Origin of the sequence: Litoribaculum gwangyangense (assembly GCF_039543505.1) — a bacterium.
GTDB classification, from domain to species: Bacteria; Bacteroidota; Bacteroidia; order Flavobacteriales; family Flavobacteriaceae; genus Litoribaculum; species Litoribaculum gwangyangense.
The window spans coordinates 359210-382511 of the sequence record NZ_BAABJW010000001.1 but is presented as its reverse complement, the minus strand read 5'-3'; the positions used below and the strand labels follow the sequence as shown (position 1 = coordinate 382511).

Sequence of the window (23302 nt, the reverse complement as noted above, 5' to 3'; positions counted from 1 at the left end):
AAATGCGAACTGAAAAGTTCGCATTTTTTATTAAAATTATTTTGATTTTACATCCCTATCAAATCACCAGCAATATCTTTTGAAGGTAAATCAGATTTACCCATTAAGTATATATCCACTTGTCTAGCGGCTTCTCTTCCTTCAGAAATGGCCCAAACAATTAGGGACTGTCCCCTGCGCATATCACCAGCTGTAAAAATATTGGGAATATTAGTTTGGTATTTACCGTATTCCGCTTTATAATTAGAGCGTGCATCTGTTTGGACACCTAATTTGTTTGCTAAAGTATTTTCTGGACCTGTAAATCCTAGTGCTAACAGTGCTAAATCACAAGGCCATATTTTTTCGGTACCTTCAATTTCAATGAGTTGTGGGCGTTCCCCGGGAACCATTTTCCACTCTACATTAACGGTTTTTAAAGCGGTTAATTTGTTATTCTCATCAGTTATAAATTCCTTAGTATTGATTAACCAGTTGCGCTCAACACCTTCTTCATGTGATGAAGATGTTTTAAGCTGTAGTGGCCAATAGGGCCATGGTGTCGTTGGAGAACGATGTCCAGGAGGTTTTGGCATGATTTCAAAATTCACTACGGATTTTGCTCCATGACGGTTGGATGTACCAACACAATCAGATCCCGTGTCTCCACCACCAATGACTATCACATGCTTATCGGTTGCTAAAACTTGATTTTCGACCTTTTTACCAAACAACACTTTGGTTTGTTGTGTTAAAAAATCCATGGCTTGAACCACACCGTCCGCATCTATTCCGGGAGTTGGTAAACTACGTCTTTCAGTAGCGCCACCGCATAATACAACGGCGTCGAATTTTTTCAATTCTTTAACATCGTAATTTACACCAACATTCACATTGGTTTTAAAAGTAATACCTTCCGCTTTTAAAATGACTAAACGACGGTCGATAATTTCTTTTTCCATTTTAAAATTAGGGATACCGTAGCGTAATAACCCACCAATTTCATCATCGCGTTCAAAAACAGTTACAGTATGACCAGCTCTGTTTAATTGCTGTGCAGCTGCTAAACCTGCTGGTCCAGAACCTATTACAGCAACCGTTTTATCCGTTCTAATTTTTGGAGGTTGTGGTTTAATCCAACCTTCTTTAAAAGCACGCTCTACAATATTTTTTTCTATATTTTCTATGGAGATTGGGTCTTCAATAAGTCCTAGAACACAAGCTTTTTCACAAGGTGCAGGACATAATCGGCCAGTAAATTCCGGGAAATTATTGGTAGAATGCAATATCCATGAAGCTTTTTGCCATTCGCCCTGATGTACCATATGGTTGAAATCCGGGATTAAATTCCCCAATGGGCAACCACTATGACAAAAAGGAATGCCGCAGTCCATACATCGAGATCCTTGTTTTGTGATTTCTTCCTCGCTTAAGGGTACTGTAAATTCCTTATAATGTTTTACACGTTCCTCTACGGGAGTGTATTTTTCATCTTGTCTTTCAAACTCTTTAAATCCTGTTACTTTTCCCATGACATTATGCTATTGTTAATTCCTCTACCATTGGTTCTTCGGTTTCTAAACGTTTTAAGGCACGTTTATACTCTGTAGGCATCACTTTTATGAAGTTTCTTAAACTTTCATCCCAATTGTCCAACAATCTAGTAGCGAGTTTACTATCTGTATATAATTTATGTTTTTCAATTAAGGCTTTTAAATCTGAAGCGTCTTCTCCTAAAACCTCTTCAAATTCAATGGTCTCGGTATTACATAATCCATTAACAAATTTATTTTCAGGATCGTAAACATAAGCAATACCACCACTCATACCAGCCGCAAAGTTTCTGCCTGTCTTACCAAGAACCACTACTTTTCCACCTGTCATATATTCACAACAATGGTCTCCTACCCCTTCCACTACGGCAGTAGCTCCTGAGTTTCGTACGGCAAAACGTTCACCTGCTATACCATTTATGAATGCTTGACCATGAACGGCTCCAAATAAACAAACATTACCAACAATGATGTTCTCTTCAGCTACAAAATCTGCTTTCGTTGGTTTTTTTATAATAAGCTTTGCACCAGATAATCCTTTACCCAAATAGTCGTTAGTATTTCCTTCAAGTGTAAAGGTTAAGCCATGTGCCCCAAAAGCACCGAAACTTTGACCCGCCGAGCCATTAAAATTAATATTTAAAGTGTCTTCAGGCAGTCCTAAATGGCCATAAATTTTTGAAATTTCATTACTTACAATAGCTCCAACGGTTCTATTTATATTTCTAATGGGGTATTGCAATGTCATTTTTTCCTTTCTGTATAAGGCTCTATGTGAGTCTTTTAAAATGGTAAAATCCAAAACACCATCTAAATTATGATCTTGTTTTTCGGTATTTTTTACAATCATTTGCTTGTAAGCCGAAGGCCTGTGTAAAATACTCGACAAGTCTAATCCTTTAGCTTTGTAGTGCTTTATAGCTTTATTAGCATTGATTTTATGAGTTTGTCCCACCATCTCTCCAAGAGTTCTGAAGCCTAATTGCGCCATAATACTTCTTAATTCTTCAGCTATATAATAGAAGAAATTGATAACGTGCTCTGGTGTACCTTTAAAGTTTTTACGCAGTTCTTTGTCTTGAGTGGCTACACCTACAGGGCAGGTGTTTAAATGACACTTTCGCATCATAATGCAGCCTGAGGCTACCAGAGGTGCTGTTGCAAAACCAAATTCTTCAGCTCCTAATAATGCTGCGATGGCTACATCACGACCTGTTTTTAATTGTCCGTCGCACTCAACAACGATTCTACTTCTTAAATTGTTTAAAACCAAGGTTTGCTGTGCTTCTGCTAAACCAAGTTCCCATGGTAAACCAGCATGTTTTAATGAGGTTAAGGGAGAAGCTCCTGTACCACCGTCATATCCTGAAATAAGTACCACATCGGCTTTGGCTTTGGCAACACCAGCTGCAATAGTACCAACACCCACCTCAGAAACTAATTTCACATTAATTCTAGCTTCACGATTGGCATTTTTTAAATCAAAAATCAGTTGTGCTAAATCTTCAATAGAATAAATGTCGTGATGTGGCGGAGGCGAAATTAATCCTACAAAAGGCGTAGAGTTTCGAGCAGCAGCAATCCAAGGCAATACTTTGTATCCTGGTAATTGACCACCTTCACCTGGTTTTGCACCTTGTGCCATTTTTATTTGAATTTCCCTAGCATTTGTTAGATAATGTGAAGTAACTCCAAAGCGTCCAGAAGCAACTTGTTTAATAGCCGAGTTTCGACTATCACCGTTGGTGTCTGGATGGAAGCGTCTTCTGTCTTCACCACCTTCACCAGAATTGGATTTTCCACCAATTCGGTTCATGGCTATAGCGAGATTTTCATGTGCTTCACGAGAAATAGAACCGTATGACATGGCTCCCGTTTTGAAACGCTTTACAATTTCTGTCCAAGGTTCTACTTCATCTATTGGAATAGGGTCTAAATTATCAAATTCAAATAATCCACGAATGGTCATTAAATTTTCCGCTTGTTCGTTTATGGCTTTCGAGTAAACATCATAAGCGTTTTGATCACTTAACCTAACAGCCTGTTGAAGTTTTGCAACCGTAGTTGGGTTAAACAGATGTCTTTCACCATTTCGTCGCCATCTATAATCGCCACCAATATTTAAGCCTAATTTCTTGTCAATCTGATTGTCAGGATAAGCTTGCTTATAGCGTTCATTAATTTCTTTTTCTATTTCATAAAGACCTATACCTTCAATTCTTGAAGCAGTGTATGGGAAATATTTTTCTACAAATTGTGAGTTAAAACCAACAATTTCAAAAATTTGGGAACCTCTGTAAGAGTGTAGGGTAGAGATTCCAATTTTATTCATGATTTTTAAGATGCCCTTTCCTATGGCCTTGTTGAAGTTATCAACCGCTTTTTGTTCATCCATATTGGTTATAAAACCTTCTGTAACCTGCATTCTAATAATTTCATTAACCATATACGGGTTGATGGCACTTGCTCCATAACCAAACAATGTTGCAAAATGGTGTGGCTCCCTTGGTTCGGCAGATTCTATAATGATATCAAAATAAGAACGTTTACGTAAACGGTTCATTTGATGATTTACGTAAGAACAGGCTAGTAAAGCAGGAATTGGCGCAAAATCTTGATTAACACCTCTATCTGAAAGGATGATAATGTTAGTTCCGCGCTCCAAAGCCTTTGTGGTTTGAACAATAATATCTTCTAAGGCATCTTCCAGACCATTAAGTCCTTGCGATTTAGGATATAAAATTTGAATAGTTTCTGCTTTGAAACCATCAATATTTATCGTTCGTATCTTTTCTAAATCATCGTTTGATATCACAGGATTTTGAATGCGTAGTTTTCTACATTGTCTTTCGGTAATGCTGAAAATATTTCTGTCTTTTCCTAGATTTAATGCAATATCGGTTACAATTTCTTCACGAATACCGTCCAATGGAGGGTTGGTAACTTGCGCAAATAATTGTTTAAAGTAGTTTGAAATAAGCTGTGGTCTGTCTGATAAAACTGCAAGCGGGGTATCGATTCCCATAGAGCCCAAAGCCTCTTTGCCATCAAGTGCCATTGGGGTTATAACTTCTTGTATGTCTTCAAACGTATAGTTAAATAATCGTTGTCTTGTTTTTATATCAATAGTTTCAATGGGGCATGTAGTGTTGGTGTAAGGTACATCTCTTAAATGCAAACGCGTTTTGTCGAGCCATTCTTTATAAGGTCTTTCCGAAACAATTTTGCTCTTAATTTCTTCATCTTTAATGATTCGTCCTTCATTCATATCTACCAAAAACATCTTTCCAGGTTCTAAACGACCATGGCTTAAAATGTCTTCTGGAGCGATATCGACCACACCAATTTCTGAGGACATAATTAATTTGCCACTTTTGGTTACGGTATATCTAGAAGGTCTTAAACCATTCCTGTCTAATAAAGCACCAATGTAATCTCCATCTGTAAATGGCACTGAAGCCGGGCCATCCCAAGGTTCCATAATGCATGCATTATATTCGTAAAAAGCCTTTCTTTCTGGCGACATGGTAGCGTGTTTTTCCCAGGCTTCAGGAATCATCATCATCATGATTTCAGGTAATGATCTTCCGGTATGTGTTAATAATTCAACCACCATATCCATGGATGCGGAATCAGATTTTCCTGGAAGAATTATTGGGAACAACTTCTCTATTTGAGGCCCAAATACGTCACTTTTCATAATTTCCTCTCGAACACGCATCCTGCTTACATTGCCACGAAGAGTATTTATTTCACCATTTTGACACATAAAACGGAAAGGTTGGGCCAATTCCCATGTTGGCATAGTGTTGGTTGAAAAACGCTGATGTACCAAGGCTAAACGGGTTACCAAATCTATTTGTTGTAAATCAGTATAGTATGGACCTATATCTTCAGGCATAATTATACCCTTATATATGAGGGTTGTAGTCGATAAACTAGGCAAATAAAAATAGCTGCTTTCAGAAATTTTGGAGTTTCTTATTTCATGTTCGGTAATTTTCCGAGCTGCGTAGAGCTTTGCTTTAAAAGTACCTTCATCTATGGTGTCGGTTTTACCCACAAATATTTGCTCTATAATGGGTTCTGATGCTTTAGCAATTTCACCTAGATGTGAAGAATCTACAGGTACTTTTCGCCATCCCAAAACTGTAAGCCCTTGAGTTTTTATTTCTTTTTCAAAGATATTTTTACAAAATTCATATTGGTTTTTGATTTTAGGTAAAAAAACCATACCAACAGCATATTCTCTGGGTTGAGGAATGGTGAAATTACAAACTCTTTGAAAGTATTCGTGAGGGATATCAATTAATAAACCTGCGCCATCACCTGTTTTTCCATCAGCACTTACACCGCCTCGGTGCTCCAATTTTACCAAAATTTCTAGGGCATCATGAATAATTTGGTTTGTTTTCTCTCCTTTAAGGTTACAAATAAAACCAGCACCACAATTTTCATGTTCAAATTCAGGTAAATACAGTCCTTGTTTCTTCAGCATAATCAACAATTATTGGATTAAAATTTAAGTTGAAACGTAAAGATATGTACTAGTATTTGAATAACAATAAGGGCTAATTCATTATTTCGATTTTAGAAGCGAAGTCTTGAAAAAAATATTTAAATATCAATATTAAACACTTTTTTTATTAAATACTCAATTCAAAAAACTATAGTAATATGTATAGATATATGAATAAATAGTATTAAAACATGATTTTTTCAAAAATAATAGCATGAAAATTAAAAAAAAACTGATGATTATTCAAATATTTAATTTGTCGAAAATTCAAAAAAACAATAAATAATACAAATACCCCTAAAAAAATAGGGTAAAAATTAGAATATTGATAAAAGTGATTTAAATAGCCCTATTTTTTATGGGGGTTAAAAGTTTTTCACATAGTTTTACGCCGTTCTTAATGAAAATTAACTAAAAAATTTAATAACTTAAATGAAAACAATTATGAGAAAATTAATTACACTTTCAATGTTCTTTATAGCATGTAGTTTATTTGCACAAGAAGAGGAAACTAAACCTTCATTTACTGTAAGTGGTAGCATTGATGCTTATTACAGAGCTAACTTTACGGCTCCAAACGATGAAAATGCTATTGCTCCTGGATCTTCCTTCGCTAATTTACCTGGCTTTGCTTTGGGTATGGCTAATGTAGTTTTAGGCTATGAAGGAGAAAAAGTAGGTTTTGTTGCTGATTTAGTATTTGGACCAAGAGGTGCAGATGCAGTCTTTAATTCCCCGCAAGCAGATCCTTTTTATGCTTCATCTAATATAGTAAACCAACTTTATGCTTACTGGAATGTAAGTGAGTCTGTAACATTAACCATGGGTAACTTTAATACCTTTTTAGGTTATGAGGTAATTTCTCCAACTGCTAACTTTAACTACAGTACATCTTATTTATTCTCTTACGGACCTTTCAGCCATACAGGTTTAAAAGCTGATATAGCTTTAAGTGATGATTTTAGTTTAATGTTGGCTGTTATGAACGATACTGATTTTACAGAGTTTAACTCAACAGGAGACTACGCCTTTGGGGCTCAACTTGGATATTCAGGTCAGTTTTTAAACTTTTTATTAGATCCTTCTTTCACTGAAATTGATTTTACAGGTGGATTTGATTTATCTGATGATTTCTTCTTAGGTATCAATGCCGCTTATCTAGATATAGAAGATGCTGGCTCATTTGCAGGTGTAGCTTTATATCCTCAATTATCTACTTCTGATTCTTTTACCATTGGATTAAGAGGTGAATATTTTACAGAGACAGAATTTGGAGCAGGAGCTATTGGAGGCTATGATGCCGATGGCGATGGTTCTGTATTTGCATTAACATTAACAGGTAGTTTAGCAATCGACAATTTAACTATTAAACCAGAGATTAGATTGGATAGTGCTTCAGAAGAAGCGTTTATTGACAATGATTTAGCTGGAACAAAAAGCTTAGGGTCTTTTGTTTTAGCCGCAATCTACTCATTCTAAACATATATTATGCCCGTTCGAGAAATTGAACGGGCATTTCTTTCTAAAAAATTAATTAATTACTAACCATTAAAAACTATTTATTATGTCAATATTAAATATGTCACTTTTTATTCAAGATACTGCCGCTGTTGAAGGCGATATGGGAATGATGTGGATGCTTATTTCTGGTATCCTAGTATTCTTTATGCAAGCAGGATTTTTCTTAGTAGAATCTGGTATGACAGATTCTAAAAACGCGGTTAACATCGCTATGAAGAATTTCTTAGACATAGCAGTTGGTTCTTTAGCCTTCTGGTTTGTTGGATATTCTTTAATGTATGGCTCAGATATGGGTGGAGGTTGGTTCCACTGGGGAGGTTTTATCTTCTCACAAGGAGCAGCCGATTTATTCTTTCAAACGGTATTTGCTGCAACGGCTGCAACTATTGTTTCTGGAGCCATAGCTGGAAGAACAAAATATACTACCTATGCTATTTTTAGTATTGTATTAACTGCTATCATTTACCCTATCGCTGGTGGTTGGGAATGGAATGGTGGTTGGTTAAACAACACAGATGGAATTATGCCTGCAGAATTTATAGATTTCGCTGGATCTTCAATTGTTCACTCTGTGGGTGGATGGGCTGCTTTAGTTGCTGCTTGGATGGTAGGTCCAAGAATTGGAAAATACCTTGATGGTAAGCCAGTTGAAATGCATGGTCATAACCAAATGTACGCTACTTTGGGGGTATTTATTCTTTGGTTAGGATGGTTTGGTTTTAACGGTGGTTCTCAACTAGCATGGGGTGGTGATGATGCTACTGCTGCTTCTCAAGTTGTTTTGGTAACTAACTTAGCTGCTGCTGCTGGTGCCTTAGGTGGATTATTATTTACTTGGATTAAGAATGGTAAACCAAATTTAGGAATGACTTTAAATGGTGCGCTTGCTGGTCTTGTAAGTATTACTGCTGGATGTGGTAACATGACTGAAGGAGGTGCTGTATTAGCAGGTTTATTAGGAGGTATCCTTGTTGTACTTTCTATTGGATTCATAGAGAAAACATTAAAAATTGATGATGCTGTAGGGGCTATTTCTGTACATGGCGTTGCTGGTGCTTGGGGAACTTTAGTTATAGGTCTTTGGGGTGTTGACGGTGATACGGGAATTGGTTTATTCAACGGTGGAGGTGCTGCTCAATTAGGTGCACAAGCCATTGGGGTTTTAGCTTATGCTGTTTGGGCACTGTTATTATCATTTATATTCTTATTTATTATTAAGAAAGCTTTCGGAGGATTAAGAGTTACTGAAGAAGAAGAAATAGCAGGTCTTGATATTTCAGAACATGGTACCATCGCGTATCCTGGTAAGAGACAAAGAGAAATGGAATAATTGTAAAACAATATTTCAAATCATAAAATTTTAAATATAAAATTATCTAAAAGATGCCTTAATTTTTAAGGCATCTTTTTAAATTTTCAAAAATTAATAAGAAAAAGGCATAAATAATCTATATGTTTTTCGAACACTGAATTATTTTCTATTTTAACCAACTAAATAATACAATTAAGATAATGAATTATGAAAAAAATTGAAGCAATTATCAGAAAATCAAAGTATCGTGAAGTTAAAGAGGCGTTACATAGCGTGGGCGTTAATTTCTTTTCCTATTGGGATGTAACCGGTTTAGGAAACGAAAAGGAAGGTCATGTTTATCGAGGCGTTTCTTATAGTACGAGCGATATACAGCGACGATATTTATCTATTGTTGTAAATGATGATTTTGAGGAAATTACCATTCAAGCAATTCTTAACTCAGCTGCAACTGGCGATGTCGGGGATGGTAAAATTTTCGTATCGGAAATAAAGGAATGTTACCGAATTAGAACAGGAGAAAAAGGTGGCGACACTTTAAAATAATAACCATCAAAAACTAAATAATTATTATGGAATTATTAACAACAAACAATGTATGGATGATGATCTGTACAGCTCTAGTTTTTTTCATGCACTTAGGTTTTGCATTTTTAGAAATTGGATTAACACGTCAAAAAAACACAATCAATATACTTTTTAAAAACATTTTTATTATTACCATTGGGCTGCTTTTATATTGCTTAGTTGGTTTTAACTTAATGTATCCAGGTGAATTTAATGGTTTTCTTGGTTTTGCAGGTATTGGATTGGATTCGCCACTTACTGCCGAAGGGGCTTTGGATTTAACTTATAATGAAGGCTATACCTATTGGACCGATTTCCTTTTTCAAGGTATGTTTGCTGCTACTGCTGCAACAATTGTGTCTGGTGCGGTAGCTGAACGTATGAAAATTGTACCCTTTATGATTTTTACTATTTTTTATGTTGGATTGGTTTATCCCATAGCGGGTTCTTGGAAATGGGGCGGGGGCTTTTTACAAACTCTAGAAACCCCTTTTTATGATTTTGCAGGTTCTACATTGGTGCATTCAGTTGGCGGATGGGCAGCTATAATAGCGGTTTGGTTATTAGGCTCAAGAATTGGAAAGTTTAAAGATGGAAAACCACAAGCGATTCCAGGTCACAACATTCCTTTGGCAACTGCTGGAGTTTTAGTACTATGGTTAGGTTGGTTTGGTTTTAATGGTGGCTCAGTACTTTCTGCAGATCCAGGATTAACCTCATTGGTTTTGGTAACAACGTGTTTAGCCGCAGCAGCAGGAGGTGTAGTTGCTATGTTGGTATCAACAGCGATGTATAAAAATTTAGATTTAACCATGTTCTTAAATGGTATTTTAGGAGGTTTGGTTGGTATTACCGCTGGAGCAGACCAAATGAGTCCTACGGATGCCATTATTATTGGAGCTGTTGCAGGTGTAATTATTGTGTTAGCTGTAAGATTTATTGATAGTTTAAGGTTAGATGATCCTGTTGGAGCTATTGCAGTTCACCTAGTTTGTGGTATTTGGGGGACCTTAGCTGTTGGGATTTTTGGTGAATTAGCAGGAGTAGATCAATTTATCAGCCAGTTAATTGGTGTAGGTTCTTATGCTGTATTTTGTATAGTAACCGCATTTATTATCATATTTACCTTGAAGAAAACTATTGGAATAAGAGTTTCTGAAAAAGAAGAAATAGAAGGATTAGATGCCCACGAGCATGGTATGGACGCCTATCCAGATTTTAGATTGAATGAACATTAAAATATAATATATTAGTTAGTGTTGAAAAAAAGGATGCCTTAAAACATAAGGCATCCTTTTTATTTTATCAAAACTTTTGAAAGCGCGTTTATCTAATACCTACAATACCATCAGCTGCTTTAAAGAGTTTTTTGGAATCGTATCCAATACCATTTTTAAATGTAATTTCAATAGATCGTATAGCTCTAATATCCTGACTTATATCTTCATTTAAAATAATGATATCTGCTGTTTTTGATGGCTCTAATGTTCCAATGGTTTTATCTTGTTCTAAATATTTGGCCCCATTAAGGGTACATATTTTTATAGCCTCAGGGATGGTAAAACCCATTTCCACAAACAATTCCAATAACCGCATATTGGCGTAACCGGCTACAATTCTGCCATCATAGGTTGGATCAGTGCCAGCAACTAATAATCCACCAGCATCATGGAATGCTTTTTCCCATACTTTTGATTTATTAAACATCACGTAATCAAGTGAGTCTCTGCCTTGTTTGCTGGCCCATCTTTTATAAACCTTTTCTTTAGCATCTGTATATAAGGCATCAATACCACCACCTGGAACAATTTCTCTATTTGTATAAGGTTCAAAAACGTTTATTGTTGATGTTAAAGCCACTTTTTTACTTACCAAATGGTTGATAAGATTAGTCATTTCTTCAGAGTCAACAGGTAATTCCAATAAAGATTTTGATTGTTTGAAGGGTTCACAAGCATCAGGTTCCTTATCAGTAATAAAATCACTGCTGGCATAAAAACCATGCTCTAAATTATCAATGCCGATATCGGCAGCTTCTTCATAAGTAATTGAGCATAAATGTCCAGTAACTTTTAAACCCCTTTTGTGGGCAGCATCGACAATGGCTTTTAAATCTTCTTTTGTAATAAAATTATAGACTTTAAAAGAAGTAGCGCCCATGTCTGCATAAAAATTGACGGCATCTACTGCTTGTTTGGTCGATTTTAGAGGTGTTAATTCAATAAGTCCAGTGCCTTCTCTATCTAAAAAGGGGCTGGTTACATCCATTTTAGGACCAGGAATCATTCCCTTTTCAATAAAATTTTTAAGATTAATATCCGCCTGTGGCATGATACTGCCTGCGGTTCGCATAGTTGTAATGCCCCCTGCCAAATATAATTTTGGAAAAGAGTAGCTCATTTGATTTACACCAAAACCACCGGGTGTAGCTTTTGGGTAGAAAAGATGTTCATGTAACATTACCATTCCTGGAATGGCACTTTTGCCTGCCATGTTTATTACTTTGTAATTTTTAGGAATGGGCAAATCCTTACCTATAGCCTCAATGATATCCCCTTTTATGATAATATCTTGATCAATTTTAGGGAGGTTGCCTTTACCGTCAACAATGGTTAAATTTTGTAAGACATAGTTTCCTCTGGCATGAGAAACATAGGATTGGGTTTCTTTAGAAAGAGAAACTTGTCCAAAGGATAATAATGATACTAAGCAAAGTATTAATAATGGGAATAGATCTTTCATAATATTTTATTCATTAATGCTAGATTATGAAGGTAACAAATATTAATGTAAAATCAGGTAAAAAAAACTAGGCTGAATTTCTACTAGCATTTATATTCCCAAATAGCGATCTGGTTACTATTTTTTCAAAAACTTTAAGTTCATCACTTTCATTAACGCCTTGTTTTTGTAGTTCTTGAATTTTTTTAAGAGCATATTGTTGAATGGTAAGCAATGGCAAAACAATGGATTCCCTTACCTCTATAGAGGCTTTACCAGCCGGTTCATTTTCCATTAATTCTTGGTAGCCTGTAAGTTTTAGTAATAAATTTTTGGTTGTAGTGTATTCTGTAAAAATAATATTCCAGAATTCACCAAATTCTTCATCCTCAGACATATATTTTGTTAGGTCGAAGAAAGATTTCGTTAAAGACATCATACTGTTTTCAAGCAAGGTTTTGAAGAATTTGGAATTCTTGTAAAGCTGTTCTACTTTATAAAAATCACCCCTTTCTTCATATTGCTTTAGTGCTGTACCAACACCAAAAAATCCTGGAACATTTTGTTTTAATTGACTCCAAGAACCCACAAACGGGATGGCTCTTAAATCAGAAAAAACTAATTTATCTGAATTTCCTCGTTTTGATGGTCTGCTCCCGATGTTGGTTTTGGCATAGTATTTTAAAGTACTCATACGCTCTAAATAGGGAATAAACATAGGATGACTTTTGAAGTCTTTATAAACTTGGTAGCTAGTTTCAGCTAAATCATTCATTACAATTCTGTCTTCATCGGACATTTTGTTTTTTTCGCTACCTATTCTGTTTTTAATTCCAGAACTTATCAATTGTTCCAAGTTATATTGAGAGGATTCCAAAGTTCCAAAATTAGAACTAATAGTCTGCCCTTGAATGGTAAGTTGAACTTCTTTGTCTTCTATGGTTGGTCCTAAGGAAGCGTAAAATTGGTGTGTTTTTCCACCACCACGAGCTGGTGGGCCTCCTCGACCATCAAAAAATATGGCGGTAATGTCATATTTTCTAGACATTTCAGTGAGCAATTCCTTAGCTTTGTAAATACCCCAGTTTGCCATTAAATAGCCACCATCTTTAGTGCCATCTGAGAAGCCCAGCATAATAGTTTGTTTGCTGCCTCTTTTTCTTAAATGTGCCATATACTCAGGGTTGGTATATAGCTGTTCCATAACGCTTGGTGCATTTTCCAAATCGGTAATAGTTTCAAATAAAGGCCCAATATCAACCGTTAATTCATCTTTAAATGCCATTATTTTTAACATAGCGAATAATTGCATCACGTTCAGAGCCGTTTGGTTGTTACTAATGATGTAGCGGTTGGCTCCTCGTTCGCCATTACTGGCTTGTATATCCTTTATTATCGATATGGTTTTTAATGTATTGTAAACCATTTCATCTTCAAACACTTCTAAATCAGGAATATTATCATTGGCTTTTGATAGAATTTCTATTTGTTCTGCTTCTGATAAATCATGGTAATTATCTGGGAATGAGGAATTTTTCGTTTTAATTAAGTAATCAATAACGGTTGTGAAAACAGAGTGATGAATCCTGCTATCTTGACGTATATCCAAGGTTGCAAAATAATAACCAAACATATGAACTCTGTTTATAAGGTTATTTATGTCGTTTACATAAAGAGATTGATGTTGTTCAACAACAACATTTCTAATACTTAGTAATTCCCGAATAAGCTCTTTTGAAGAAATGGCCTCAGGATAGTCCAGATTAATACTATAGTTATAAAGAATGGTTTCTAGCCTAATTACACGATCTTCAACGCCTCTAAAAGATAATTTTCGTCTTAAATTCTTCAGATCTGCATAATACTTCTTTAAAATGGCCTGTTTTAATTTGGCAGCTACTTTAAGTGTGGTATCTGGTTTTACAAATGGGTTACCGTCACGGTCTCCACCTGGCCAAAATCCTATATTAATAATTTCGTTATGCTTTTTACCGTCATCATAAATGTTTTGTTGAATGTAATTATATATTTCTCCAAACGATTTATAAAACACATTTTCTAAATACCATATTAAACTTATAGCTTCATCATAAGGTGTGGGTTTTTCTCTTTTGAAAAATGGCGTTTTACCTAATTGCCCAAATAGATTGTTTATTTTTGATAAGTCGTTATCTTTTATAGCTTCTGTTAAATCGGTAATGATGCCTAAAACAGAACCTGGATAAAATTGGGTTGGATGCGCTGTTAAAACAATACGAACTTTAAATTCCTCCAGATAATTTTGTAGTTCTTCAAGTTTATTTTCTGAAGTGGCAGATTCTTTTAGGTTTCTTAATGTACCAATACCTTCCATGTTGTTCACGATTGGGAAAGCGGCATCTTCAATAGCATCAAACAAAACCACTTGTCGTTCTATATATTGAATAAATCTAAAGAGTAAATTTATTTGGCTTTCTTTTGTACGACGAGCTTGGTATTTTTTGAAAAACGTATCAACGATGGTAGTCGGGTTGTCACCATTTGCAAATCCTTTTTTACAAGTTTCATGAAATAAAGGCAATAATACACCAGTTTTAGTAATAGCATCAAAAGGTAATGTCATAAATATACTGTTGTATATTTGGTATTTAGACAAAACATTTTGTTTAAATCGTGTTAATTTTGGCTCTACAGACATAGTGACGTTCTATTGAAAATTAATCATAAATGTAGTAAAGCTTAAATTAAAGAAGGTATTATAAATAAAGTTTTATTGATTTTTTTGCTTTGATGAATTCTAATTGAGAATAATTAAAAAAAACAGATATTAAATAAATTTTTTACAATTACGAACCGCACTATTCATGGACTTAGATTTAGATTTGTTAACAAGCCCATTTTTATTTGATGGATGTGAAATTACGGTAAAGAAAAGGGCGGTTTTAAACCGCCCTTTAAATGAAGTGTTATTTACCCAACATAAGTAGTTCGCTACAGACCACTTCGGTTATGTAGCGCTTGTTTCCGTCTTTATCGTCGTAGCTTCTAGAAGTTAATTTACCCTCAATGGCCACTTCTTTACCTTTAGTGACATATTTTTCAATAATTTGAGCTGTTTTTCCCCAAGCCACTACATTGTGCCACTGAGTGTCTGTTACTTTTTCACCTTTATTATTGGTGTAACTCTCATTGGTGGCAATATTAAATTTTGCTAATGTTTTTCCTGATTCTAAATTGATGATTTCCGGATCGTTTCCTAAGTTACCAATCAACTGTACTTTGTTTCTAAGTGTGTTCATAATTTTAAATTTTTAATCGTTAAACAGTTAATACTATCGAGTTCTTATGTTTCGACACTGCAAAGATGTGGTGGTTTCAAAATTATAATCGGTTAGTAAACATTTGTGTTCGTTTGTAAATATTTGTAGTCGTTTAAATCGTTTTAGTTGTATATTATTATTGAATTTTTTAACTTTGATGAAAATTCAATAATGAGCAAAACTTGTCTAGAATGCGGCGAAAAGCTTATTGGTAGAAGCGATAAAAAATTCTGTAGCGATTATTGCCGAAATGCTTATAACAATACCATTAATAAAGATTCTAAAAATCTTATCAGGAATATCAACAATAGATTGCGGAAAAATTGGCGCATTCTTGAAACGTTGAACCCCAATCAAAAAACCAAAACTACTAGAAGTAAATTGATTCAACATGGGTTTGATTTCAATTTTTATACAAGTACTTATATTACCAAGGCTGGAACTGTTTATTATTTTGTGTATGATCAAGGTTATTTGCCTCTAGAAGATGAATATTATGCCTTGGTTAAAAGAGAGTAATCTGTAATAGTAACATTTTAGGAAAAGTAAATACTCATTGTAAAAGTTTTTTATTGTAGATGTCTCAAAATTTCGAATTTCTTATTCCAATTTTAATAGTTCTAGCTTTTGGTTTATTAATCTTTACCATTACATATTTTAATGATAAAAACATCATACTTAGGAAGCTTTCTAAAATTAAGCATAAGCGCATCACTCAATTTAGAACGGATGAATTAACTAAAGTTTCAGGCAAAGTTTTAAAAGTATCGCAACCTTTTTTGGCACCTCTAAGTAAACGAAAATGCGTTGCTTATATTTTTGAGGTTAAGCAAAGGGTTAGTTCAGGCAAAAGTTCGCATTGGAAAACCCTTGTTAAAAAAGAGGATATGCAAGACTTTTTTCTTGAGCAGAATGGCGAATTGGTTATGATTAAACCCTCAAGAGAAAACCGTAATTATGTGAGTTACATGGTTGAAGATAAAAATATTAAGTCGGGGTCATTTAAGGATCCTTCACCAGAATTTAAAAAGGTTTTGGATGATTTTGGCATTAAAAGTGAAAATTGGCTTGGGTTTAATAAAACCTTAAAATATAGCGAACGAATTATAGAAATAGGCGAAACTATTACAGTTGCGGGGATTGCCAAATGGAAAATTTTGAAAGAGCCGATTGAAGGATATAGTTTTTCTAAAATTGCAGCATTAGAAAGCAACAAAAATCATAAATTGATTATTACAGATTACCCAGGCGCTATGAAACCCCTTGATAGAGGGTGGTGAATTATCTCCAAGTATGGCCTTTTAGTTTCATGGCAGCCTTTAAAATATCTTTTTGACTTATTTGACCAACCAATTTACCATTTTCCACTATAGGAAAGCGTCTTCGTTTCGATTCTAAAAACTTACTAGCGGCATCAAAAATATTCATATTCCCATCAATGGTTTCAACATTTTTCACCATACATTTCTCAACGGTATTATTTTCCATAGGTAAATTATGGTAACGGCTTTCATTAATTTGTTTGATGCAATCACCTTCAGATATGATGCCAATTAATTCATTTTTTTCATTAACCACCGGACCGCCAGAAATTCTATGCTTTATTAAAGAATCGATAACTTTTTCAATTTGTTCTTCAGATTTAAAAGTTATAAGTTTCGTGGTCATATAATCACTAACCTTCAAAGGTACATCTGCAGTAACCTTTTGCTGATTTTTTCTCGAGGCTAAAAAACTTTTAATTCCCATAATTGTTTAGTTTAGTAAACCTAATATACTTATTTTTTTTAATTCTTCCGAAAAATTATTGGTTTATTGCCTTGTTAAAAGGGCGCGGTTTAATCATTGTATGATTAAAATAAAAATAATTAGCATTCTTTTAATAGATTAAATGTCAATTTTTTATAGTTTTGGCGCACTAAAAATAAATTTAAAAACAGATGAAAAAAATATTTGGATTAGCTTTATTGGTATGTGGTTTTATGATGAGTGCACAGACTAACTCAGAATTACTTAAGCATTACGAAGCTTATTACAATCAAATGAAAGTACAAGGTGATATTCAAGGCATTATTAATGCCATGACCCATCTTAATGTGTTAGAACCTTCTCAAGCAAGACAAGATACTTTGGCTTACATTTACATGAGTGAAGGTAAATATGTACAAGCTATTAATACCATTGGTTACGAAAGGGTTCCAACCGACTCAGATATCGCTGTTGAGGTAAAAGCGGTATCGTTAAAGGCGGTTAAACAACCTGAAATGGCCATTGGGCTTTTTGAGGAAATGTTCAAAAGAAATCCCAATGCTTTAATAGCATATGAATTGGCTGAACTTAATTTACAAACTCAAAAAATTGCTGAGGCAGAAAAGCATATTAATTATGGATTAGCCAATGCTAAAGATGATATGAAAAAGGCGTTTTACGAAACGCAACAACCTTATGAAGTGCCTTTGAAATCAGCATTTATGTATTTAAATGCATTGACGGTTTACAATAAAGATAAAAAAGCTAATATTGATGCTGCGGTTGATATATTAGATGCTACTTTAAAATTATCACCCAATTTCAGCTTAATTCAATTGACAAAATCGGAGTTGTTAAGACAAAAACAAGCGGCACAAGCGCAAGCTGCTCAGCCAAAAAATTAAATAATTTTAGTAAATTATAACAATAAGGCTTGGGCAAAACCCAAGCCTTATTTATTTTACGGACATATCTATTCTATGGTTTTTCTATAGTTCTACTATCAAATTCAACTTTTTTGTTCATTTGAAAGTTAACATGAGAAAAGGCCACTAAGAACTCCTTAATCGTGTTTAAAAGTTCTTCTTTGCTTGTGGTTGAGAGGTTAGACAAGCTCTCGAGTTTAAACAATTTGGTTTCCAAAACCAAAAGCCTTGCGAGTATACTTTCAGAATTCAATTCTTCAGGTATGCTTTCTTTTAACTTTTCAGGTATGCTTTTAATATTTTCTTCATTGTTGTTAAAAAAACTTAAATCGGCTTTCTTTACATTATTTATAACATCTTGGAGTTGGTAATATTCTTGCCAATCTTTAATCACCTCTTCCGTTTTACTATCCAATATATAGTCAGTATACTTTAACTTTGCAATATCTTGCTCGGTAATATTTTGATTTTGTAGATATTCTGAATTGTCCATTGAAGTTGAGGTTTCTTGATTTTTTTTACATGAAACCAACAGCATTAATAAACCTACTGCACTTAATATTTTAATAATCATTGAGTTTTTAGTGATACTAACATTCACTTGCAAAGATATGAGTATTACTTCATTTTTTGGATTGAAACATAAAACTATCAAATTGAAAAACATTTGACTTTCAAAATATCATATTATCAATATAATCTTATTATTTTTAAAAAATTTTTATAAAGAAGGATTTTAATGAGCTCTAAAATATTGATAATTGGTGCTTGTGGGCAAATAGGTTCGGAATTAACATTTAAGTTACGAAATATCTATGGAGATAATAATGTTATTGCCAGTGATATTAGTTACAGTAATCCTGATATTGTTAATTCGGGAATTTTTGAAATTGTTGATGCACAAGATTATGCCAGTGTTAAAATTTGTGTTGAAAAGCATGATGTTGACACCGTGTATTTAATGGCCGCTATGTTAAGTGCCACTGGTGAAAAATACCCGATGAAAGCTTGGGATTTGAACATGACATCCTTGTTTCATGTATTGAACTTAGCACGTGCAAAATTCATAAAAAAAGTATTTTGGCCTTCAAGTATTGCGGTTTTTGGCCCCACCACTCCTAAAGATTATACGCCACAATATACCATTATGGAACCTTCAACTGTTTACGGAATAACCAAGCAAGTAGGTGAGCGATGGTGTGAATATTACTTTAATAAATACGACGTGGATGTTCGCAGTTTGCGTTATCCTGGCATCATAAGTTGGAAAACTTTACCTGGTGGTGGCACTACCGATTATGCAGTTGAAATTTACCACGAAGCAATAAAAAACAAATTTTACAATTGTTTTTTAAAGGAAGACACCAAACTCCCTATGATGTTTATGGACGATGCCATTAATGCAACCGTTGATATTATGAGTGCTAACTCTGAAGACATCAAAATAAGATCATCCTACAATTTGGCAGCCATAAGTTTTACGCCTAAAGAAGTTGCAGAGTCCATAAAAAAATACATACCAGATTTTGAAATAAAATATGAACCAGATTACAGGCAAGATATTGCCAATACTTGGCCAAAAAGTATCAATGATTCTTATGCAAGGCAAGATTGGAAATGGAAGCATAAATTCTCATTGGAGGGTATTACTAAAGAAATGCTTTTAGAGTTGGATAAAAAGTACAACCAAATTCTAAAGAAAAACAATTAATTGTATATTTGAAATATACCCTAAATACTAATTACAATGCTTGAAAATTTTTGGTTCAATGTACAATATGGTATCAACCATGTTTTAGATATTAATGCCTACGACCATGTTCTGTTTCTCATCGTTTTAACCGTACCATATGTATTTAAAGATTGGAAGCGAGTTTTGTTGCTAGTTTCCATGTTTACGTTAGGTCATACCTTATCTCTGGTTTTAGCCGCTTACAATGTTATAAGTGTAAATGCTACCATCGTTGAGTTTTTAATACCCATAACCATTATGGTGGTGGCACTTTTTAATGTGTTTACGTCAGGTAAAGGCGCCCAAAAAGAAAAAGTAGGCGTACTGTTTTTGTCAACTTTATTTTTTGGATTGATACACGGTTTAGGTTTTGCACGTGAGTTTCAAATGTTTTTGGGAGATTCTGATAATAAACTGGTATTGTTGTTAGAATTTGCTTTGGGTATAGAATTGGCACAGGTTATTATTGTATTTATAGTATTGTTTTTGGGCTATATCGTACAAACTATCTTCAGGTTTTCAAAACGTGATTGGATTATGGTTATTTCTGCTATCGTCGTAGGTCTTGTGATTCCCATGATACTCAATAGCGATTTCTTATCATGATTTTTTAGCAATCTTATAAAAACTTTAACTTACTTGCGTTGTAATTAAAATACGAACCAAGTATATTCGTTATTATGTTTTTGTGGTAAGGATTGAAACGGTATCCTTTAAAGTGTTTAAAAAGATATGTTATATAGCCTTAAACAAAATTTTTATTTTGGCGAAACCATTATGTAAAGAAAAAATGAATGCTTAAAAACAAACAACTTAAGTACGACAAAGCTTATTTACGAATTGCTGAAGAATGGGGTAAACTCTCATATTGCAAACGCAGGCAGGTTGGTGCGCTTATTGTTAAGGATAGGATGATTATTTCAGATGGTTATAATGGTACACCAACAGGATTTGAAAATTTTTGTGAAGACGAAGCAGGATATACCAAATGGTATGTGTTACATGCCGAGGCCAATGCCATTTTAAAAGTGGCATCGTCTACCCAATCGTGTAAAGGAGCAACCCTCTACATAACCATGTCGCCCTGTAAAGAATGTAGTAAATTAATCCATCAAGCAGGTATAGTAAAAGTGGTTTATAACCAAGCATATAAAGATGATTCCGGACTTAGATTTTTAAAAAAAGCAGGAATTGAGTTAGAACATATTGAAGATTTAACAGCATAATGCCCTACAAAAAAAAATATCTACCATTGGTTTTAGGAGTTGCTATAGCAGCGGGCATATTTATTGGTGGAAAATTGGATTTTACCGATGCTCCAGACCGCTTGTTTTCAACCAATAGCAAAAAAGATAAACTCAATAGGCTTATTGATTATATAGAATACGATTATGTTGATGAGATTAATACCGATAGCATTGTTGATGTCACGGTTAACGGTATTTTGGATAACCTCGATCCGCATTCGGTTTATATTCCCAAAGAAGATATGGCTCGAGTAACTGAAGAAATGAAAGGAGATTTTGTTGGTATTGGTGTTAGTTTTTATACGTATAAAGATACGATTGCAGTAATAAGGGCTATTGAAAATGGACCAAGTGCTAAAGCAGGTATTAAAGGCGGTGATAGAATTATTATGGCCGATGGCGATTCGCTTTTTGGTGATAGGTTGAAAGATGGTGAAATTATTAAAAAACTTAAGGGTGCAAAAAACTCTAAAGTTAAACTGAGAGTTTACAGAAGGGGTGAACCGGAATTGTTAGATTTTACCGTAAAGCGTTCCACCATTCCTATAAAAAGTGTAGACGCTTCTTACATGCTAACCGAAAAATTAGGTTATATAAAAATAAACCGTTTTGCTGAATCTACCTATAAAGAATTTAAAGCAGGTATTGAAAAATTAAAAGCCTTGGGGGCTACTGAAATAACGTTAGATTTGCGAAATAACCCTGGTGGATTTTTGGGGATTGCAGAGCAAATTGTAGATGAATTTTTAGAAGATGATAAACTCATTCTTTTTACAAAAAATAAACGAGGTAATATTGAAAAAAGCTACGCTACTGATAAAGGTGATTTTGAAGATGGCAAAGTATATGTATTGATTGACGAAAATTCAGCTTCGGCAAGCGAAATTGTTGCAGGTGCTTTGCAAGATAATGATAAGGGCACTATCGTTGGCCGTCGTTCTTACGGAAAAGGTTTGGTACAACGCGAAATGGATTTAGGTGATGGTAGTGCGGTGCGCTTAACAGTGTCTAGATATTATACACCTACAGGACGTTCTATTCAGCGACCTTATAAAAATGGTCACAAAGATTATTATGATGAGTACTTCGATAGGTTGGATAGAGGGGAACTTTTAGATCCAGAAAAAATTCAGGTTGAAGATTCTTTGAAATTCATAACGCCTGCAGGAAAGGTAGTTTATGGTGGTGGGGGTATTATTCCTGATATTTTTGTCCCTATAGATACAAGTATGCAAAACGAAACCTTATCCTTTTTAATGCGTCGTGGGTATTTTGGAAATTTTGTTTTTGAACAATTGGAAAAAGACCGTCATGCCTATGATGACCTATCAAGACAGGAGTTTATTGATACATTTGTTGTAAATGATGATTTGGTGTTTGCGTTTCAAGATTATTTAAACCTCAGAGCAGACTCAAAAGTTACTTTTGTGGCCTACCACGAGGAGGTAAAACAATACATTAAAGCAACCCTTGCCGACCAACTTTACGGTGCTGGTGCTTTTGAAGAAATTTACAACCAACGCGACATCATGATTGATGAGGTAATTAAGTTGAGTAAAAAGAATAATTAATTTCCAACCTTATCATGCACTTTAGCATGTTTTCCATCATTCCAAAGCGTTAAAATATCGGTAGCTACATGTGCTCCGCTACCAGAAGCAATAGCAAATTGGCTTCGCCAACCCGCAAGTGTTCCAGCAACATAAAGATTTTCCTCAATTTTATGATCTGTATTTTTTAACCAAATACGCTCTTTTTCAATGGCTGCTCTGGGATGAGGCTCTATATATTTTTCTAAACCTTTTATAGTCATTAAATTGGTGTAACCCACGGCAATCACAACCAATTTTGAAGTATATATATTTTTGTTGGTTTTTACTAAAAACAAATCATTGGTTTTAGTGATTTCCAGAACTTTTTCTTTATCAATTTGTTCAACATGGGGATATAAAGTAGCGAGTTGCTCTTTACCGCTTTGTAAAATAGAAACTCCCGTAGTTCCGGGATGCATTCCTAAAACATTATTAAATAAAGCGGTTTGTAAATGAGATGTTTTTTGGTGAGTAATAATACCTATACGCTTATCTTTTGCAAAAACTTTATCCTTGGCCGACCCTAGAACCAAAGCACAAGACAAACCAGAGGCGCCTCCACCAATAATCAACGCATCAAACATA

19 protein-coding genes are annotated in these 23302 nt (G+C 34.5%); 11 read left to right on the top strand and 8 right to left on the bottom strand.

Translation table 11 applies throughout. From position 1 onward, the window contains the following. Positions 1-47 precede the first annotated feature (47 nt). A complete protein-coding gene (locus ABD963_RS01590) occupies positions 48-1511 on the bottom strand; it encodes a glutamate synthase subunit beta (protein ID WP_345275186.1) in 1464 nt (487 codons plus the stop codon). A 4-nt stretch (positions 1512-1515) separates the two neighbouring features. Next, positions 1516-6030 carry a glutamate synthase large subunit gene (gene gltB, locus ABD963_RS01585; RefSeq protein WP_345275185.1) on the bottom strand — a complete coding sequence of 1505 codons (4515 nt, stop codon included), beginning with the start codon at positions 6028-6030 and terminating at the stop codon, positions 1516-1518. Between the two features lie 465 nt (positions 6031-6495). Here gltB and ABD963_RS01580 point away from each other — a divergent pair, with 465 nt between their 5' ends. The 4 genes from ABD963_RS01580 to ABD963_RS01565 all read left to right on the top strand — a co-directional run bounded on the left by ABD963_RS01580 (position 6496) and on the right by ABD963_RS01565 (position 10689). Next, positions 6496-7530, top strand: a complete 1035-nt coding sequence (locus ABD963_RS01580; RefSeq protein ID WP_345275184.1) for a porin — start codon at positions 6496-6498, stop codon at positions 7528-7530. Between the two features lie 85 nt (positions 7531-7615). After that, positions 7616-8902 (top strand): ammonium transporter, encoded by a 1287-nt coding sequence (locus tag ABD963_RS01575; RefSeq protein WP_345275183.1) that lies wholly within the window; start codon positions 7616-7618, stop codon positions 8900-8902. A gap of 189 nt (positions 8903-9091) precedes the next feature. Continuing rightward, positions 9092-9430 carry a P-II family nitrogen regulator gene (locus ABD963_RS01570; protein ID WP_345275182.1) on the top strand — a complete coding sequence of 113 codons (339 nt, stop codon included), beginning with the start codon at positions 9092-9094 and terminating at the stop codon, positions 9428-9430. A 26-nt stretch (positions 9431-9456) separates the two neighbouring features. After that, positions 9457-10689 (top strand): ammonium transporter, encoded by a 1233-nt coding sequence (locus ABD963_RS01565; RefSeq protein WP_345275181.1) that lies wholly within the window; start codon positions 9457-9459, stop codon positions 10687-10689. Positions 10690-10777: 88 nt separating this feature from the next. On the opposite strand, the gene ABD963_RS01560 is transcribed toward ABD963_RS01565, so the two are convergent. From ABD963_RS01560 to ABD963_RS01550, 3 genes are all read right to left on the bottom strand, one after another. After that, entirely contained in the window at positions 10778-12193 is a 1416-nt protein-coding gene (locus ABD963_RS01560) for an amidohydrolase family protein (protein ID WP_345275180.1), read from the bottom strand. 67 nt (positions 12194-12260) lie between these two features. Then, entirely contained in the window at positions 12261-14849 is a 2589-nt protein-coding gene (locus ABD963_RS01555) for a phosphoenolpyruvate carboxylase (protein ID WP_345275179.1), read from the bottom strand. A 268-nt stretch (positions 14850-15117) separates the two neighbouring features. Further along, a complete protein-coding gene (locus ABD963_RS01550; protein WP_345275178.1) occupies positions 15118-15450 on the bottom strand; it encodes a single-stranded DNA-binding protein in 333 nt (110 codons plus the stop codon). Positions 15451-15642: 192 nt separating this feature from the next. Between ABD963_RS01550 and ABD963_RS01545 the strand changes: the two genes are divergently transcribed. Then, entirely contained in the window at positions 15643-15990 is a 348-nt protein-coding gene (locus ABD963_RS01545; RefSeq protein ID WP_345275177.1) for a hypothetical protein, read from the top strand. A 59-nt stretch (positions 15991-16049) separates the two neighbouring features. Further along, a complete protein-coding gene (locus ABD963_RS01540) occupies positions 16050-16751 on the top strand; it encodes a hypothetical protein (protein WP_345275176.1) in 702 nt (233 codons plus the stop codon). A 1-nt stretch (position 16752) separates the two neighbouring features. On the opposite strand, the gene ABD963_RS01535 is transcribed toward ABD963_RS01540, so the two are convergent. Continuing rightward, a complete protein-coding gene (locus ABD963_RS01535; protein ID WP_345275175.1) occupies positions 16753-17220 on the bottom strand; it encodes a CBS domain-containing protein in 468 nt (155 codons plus the stop codon). 191 nt (positions 17221-17411) lie between these two features. Here ABD963_RS01535 and ABD963_RS01530 point away from each other — a divergent pair, with 191 nt between their 5' ends. Continuing rightward, positions 17412-18125, top strand: a complete 714-nt coding sequence (locus tag ABD963_RS01530; protein ID WP_345275174.1) for a tetratricopeptide repeat protein — start codon at positions 17412-17414, stop codon at positions 18123-18125. A 73-nt stretch (positions 18126-18198) separates the two neighbouring features. On the opposite strand, the gene ABD963_RS01525 is transcribed toward ABD963_RS01530, so the two are convergent. After that, a complete protein-coding gene (locus ABD963_RS01525; protein WP_345275173.1) occupies positions 18199-18720 on the bottom strand; it encodes a hypothetical protein in 522 nt (173 codons plus the stop codon). A gap of 165 nt (positions 18721-18885) precedes the next feature. Between ABD963_RS01525 and ABD963_RS01520 the strand changes: the two genes are divergently transcribed. From ABD963_RS01520 to ABD963_RS01505, 4 genes are all read left to right on the top strand, one after another. After that, positions 18886-19857: an NAD-dependent epimerase/dehydratase family protein gene (locus ABD963_RS01520; RefSeq protein WP_345275172.1), complete on the top strand. Its 972-nt coding sequence runs from the start codon at positions 18886-18888 to the stop codon at positions 19855-19857. Between the two features lie 36 nt (positions 19858-19893). Beyond that, positions 19894-20484 carry a HupE/UreJ family protein gene (locus ABD963_RS01515; RefSeq protein ID WP_345275171.1) on the top strand — a complete coding sequence of 197 codons (591 nt, stop codon included), beginning with the start codon at positions 19894-19896 and terminating at the stop codon, positions 20482-20484. 188 nt (positions 20485-20672) lie between these two features. Further along, positions 20673-21104: a deoxycytidylate deaminase gene (locus ABD963_RS01510; RefSeq protein WP_345275170.1), complete on the top strand. Its 432-nt coding sequence runs from the start codon at positions 20673-20675 to the stop codon at positions 21102-21104. Beyond that, entirely contained in the window at positions 21104-22696 is a 1593-nt protein-coding gene (locus ABD963_RS01505) for a S41 family peptidase (protein WP_345275169.1), read from the top strand. Before ABD963_RS01510 ends, ABD963_RS01505 begins: the two co-directional genes overlap by 1 nt. Here the strand turns inward: ABD963_RS01505 and ABD963_RS01500 are convergent. Then, entirely contained in the window at positions 22693-23301 is a 609-nt protein-coding gene (locus ABD963_RS01500; protein ID WP_345275168.1) for an FAD-dependent oxidoreductase, read from the bottom strand. The genes ABD963_RS01505 and ABD963_RS01500 overlap by 4 nt on opposite strands. Between the last annotated feature and the right edge of the window lies 1 nt (position 23302).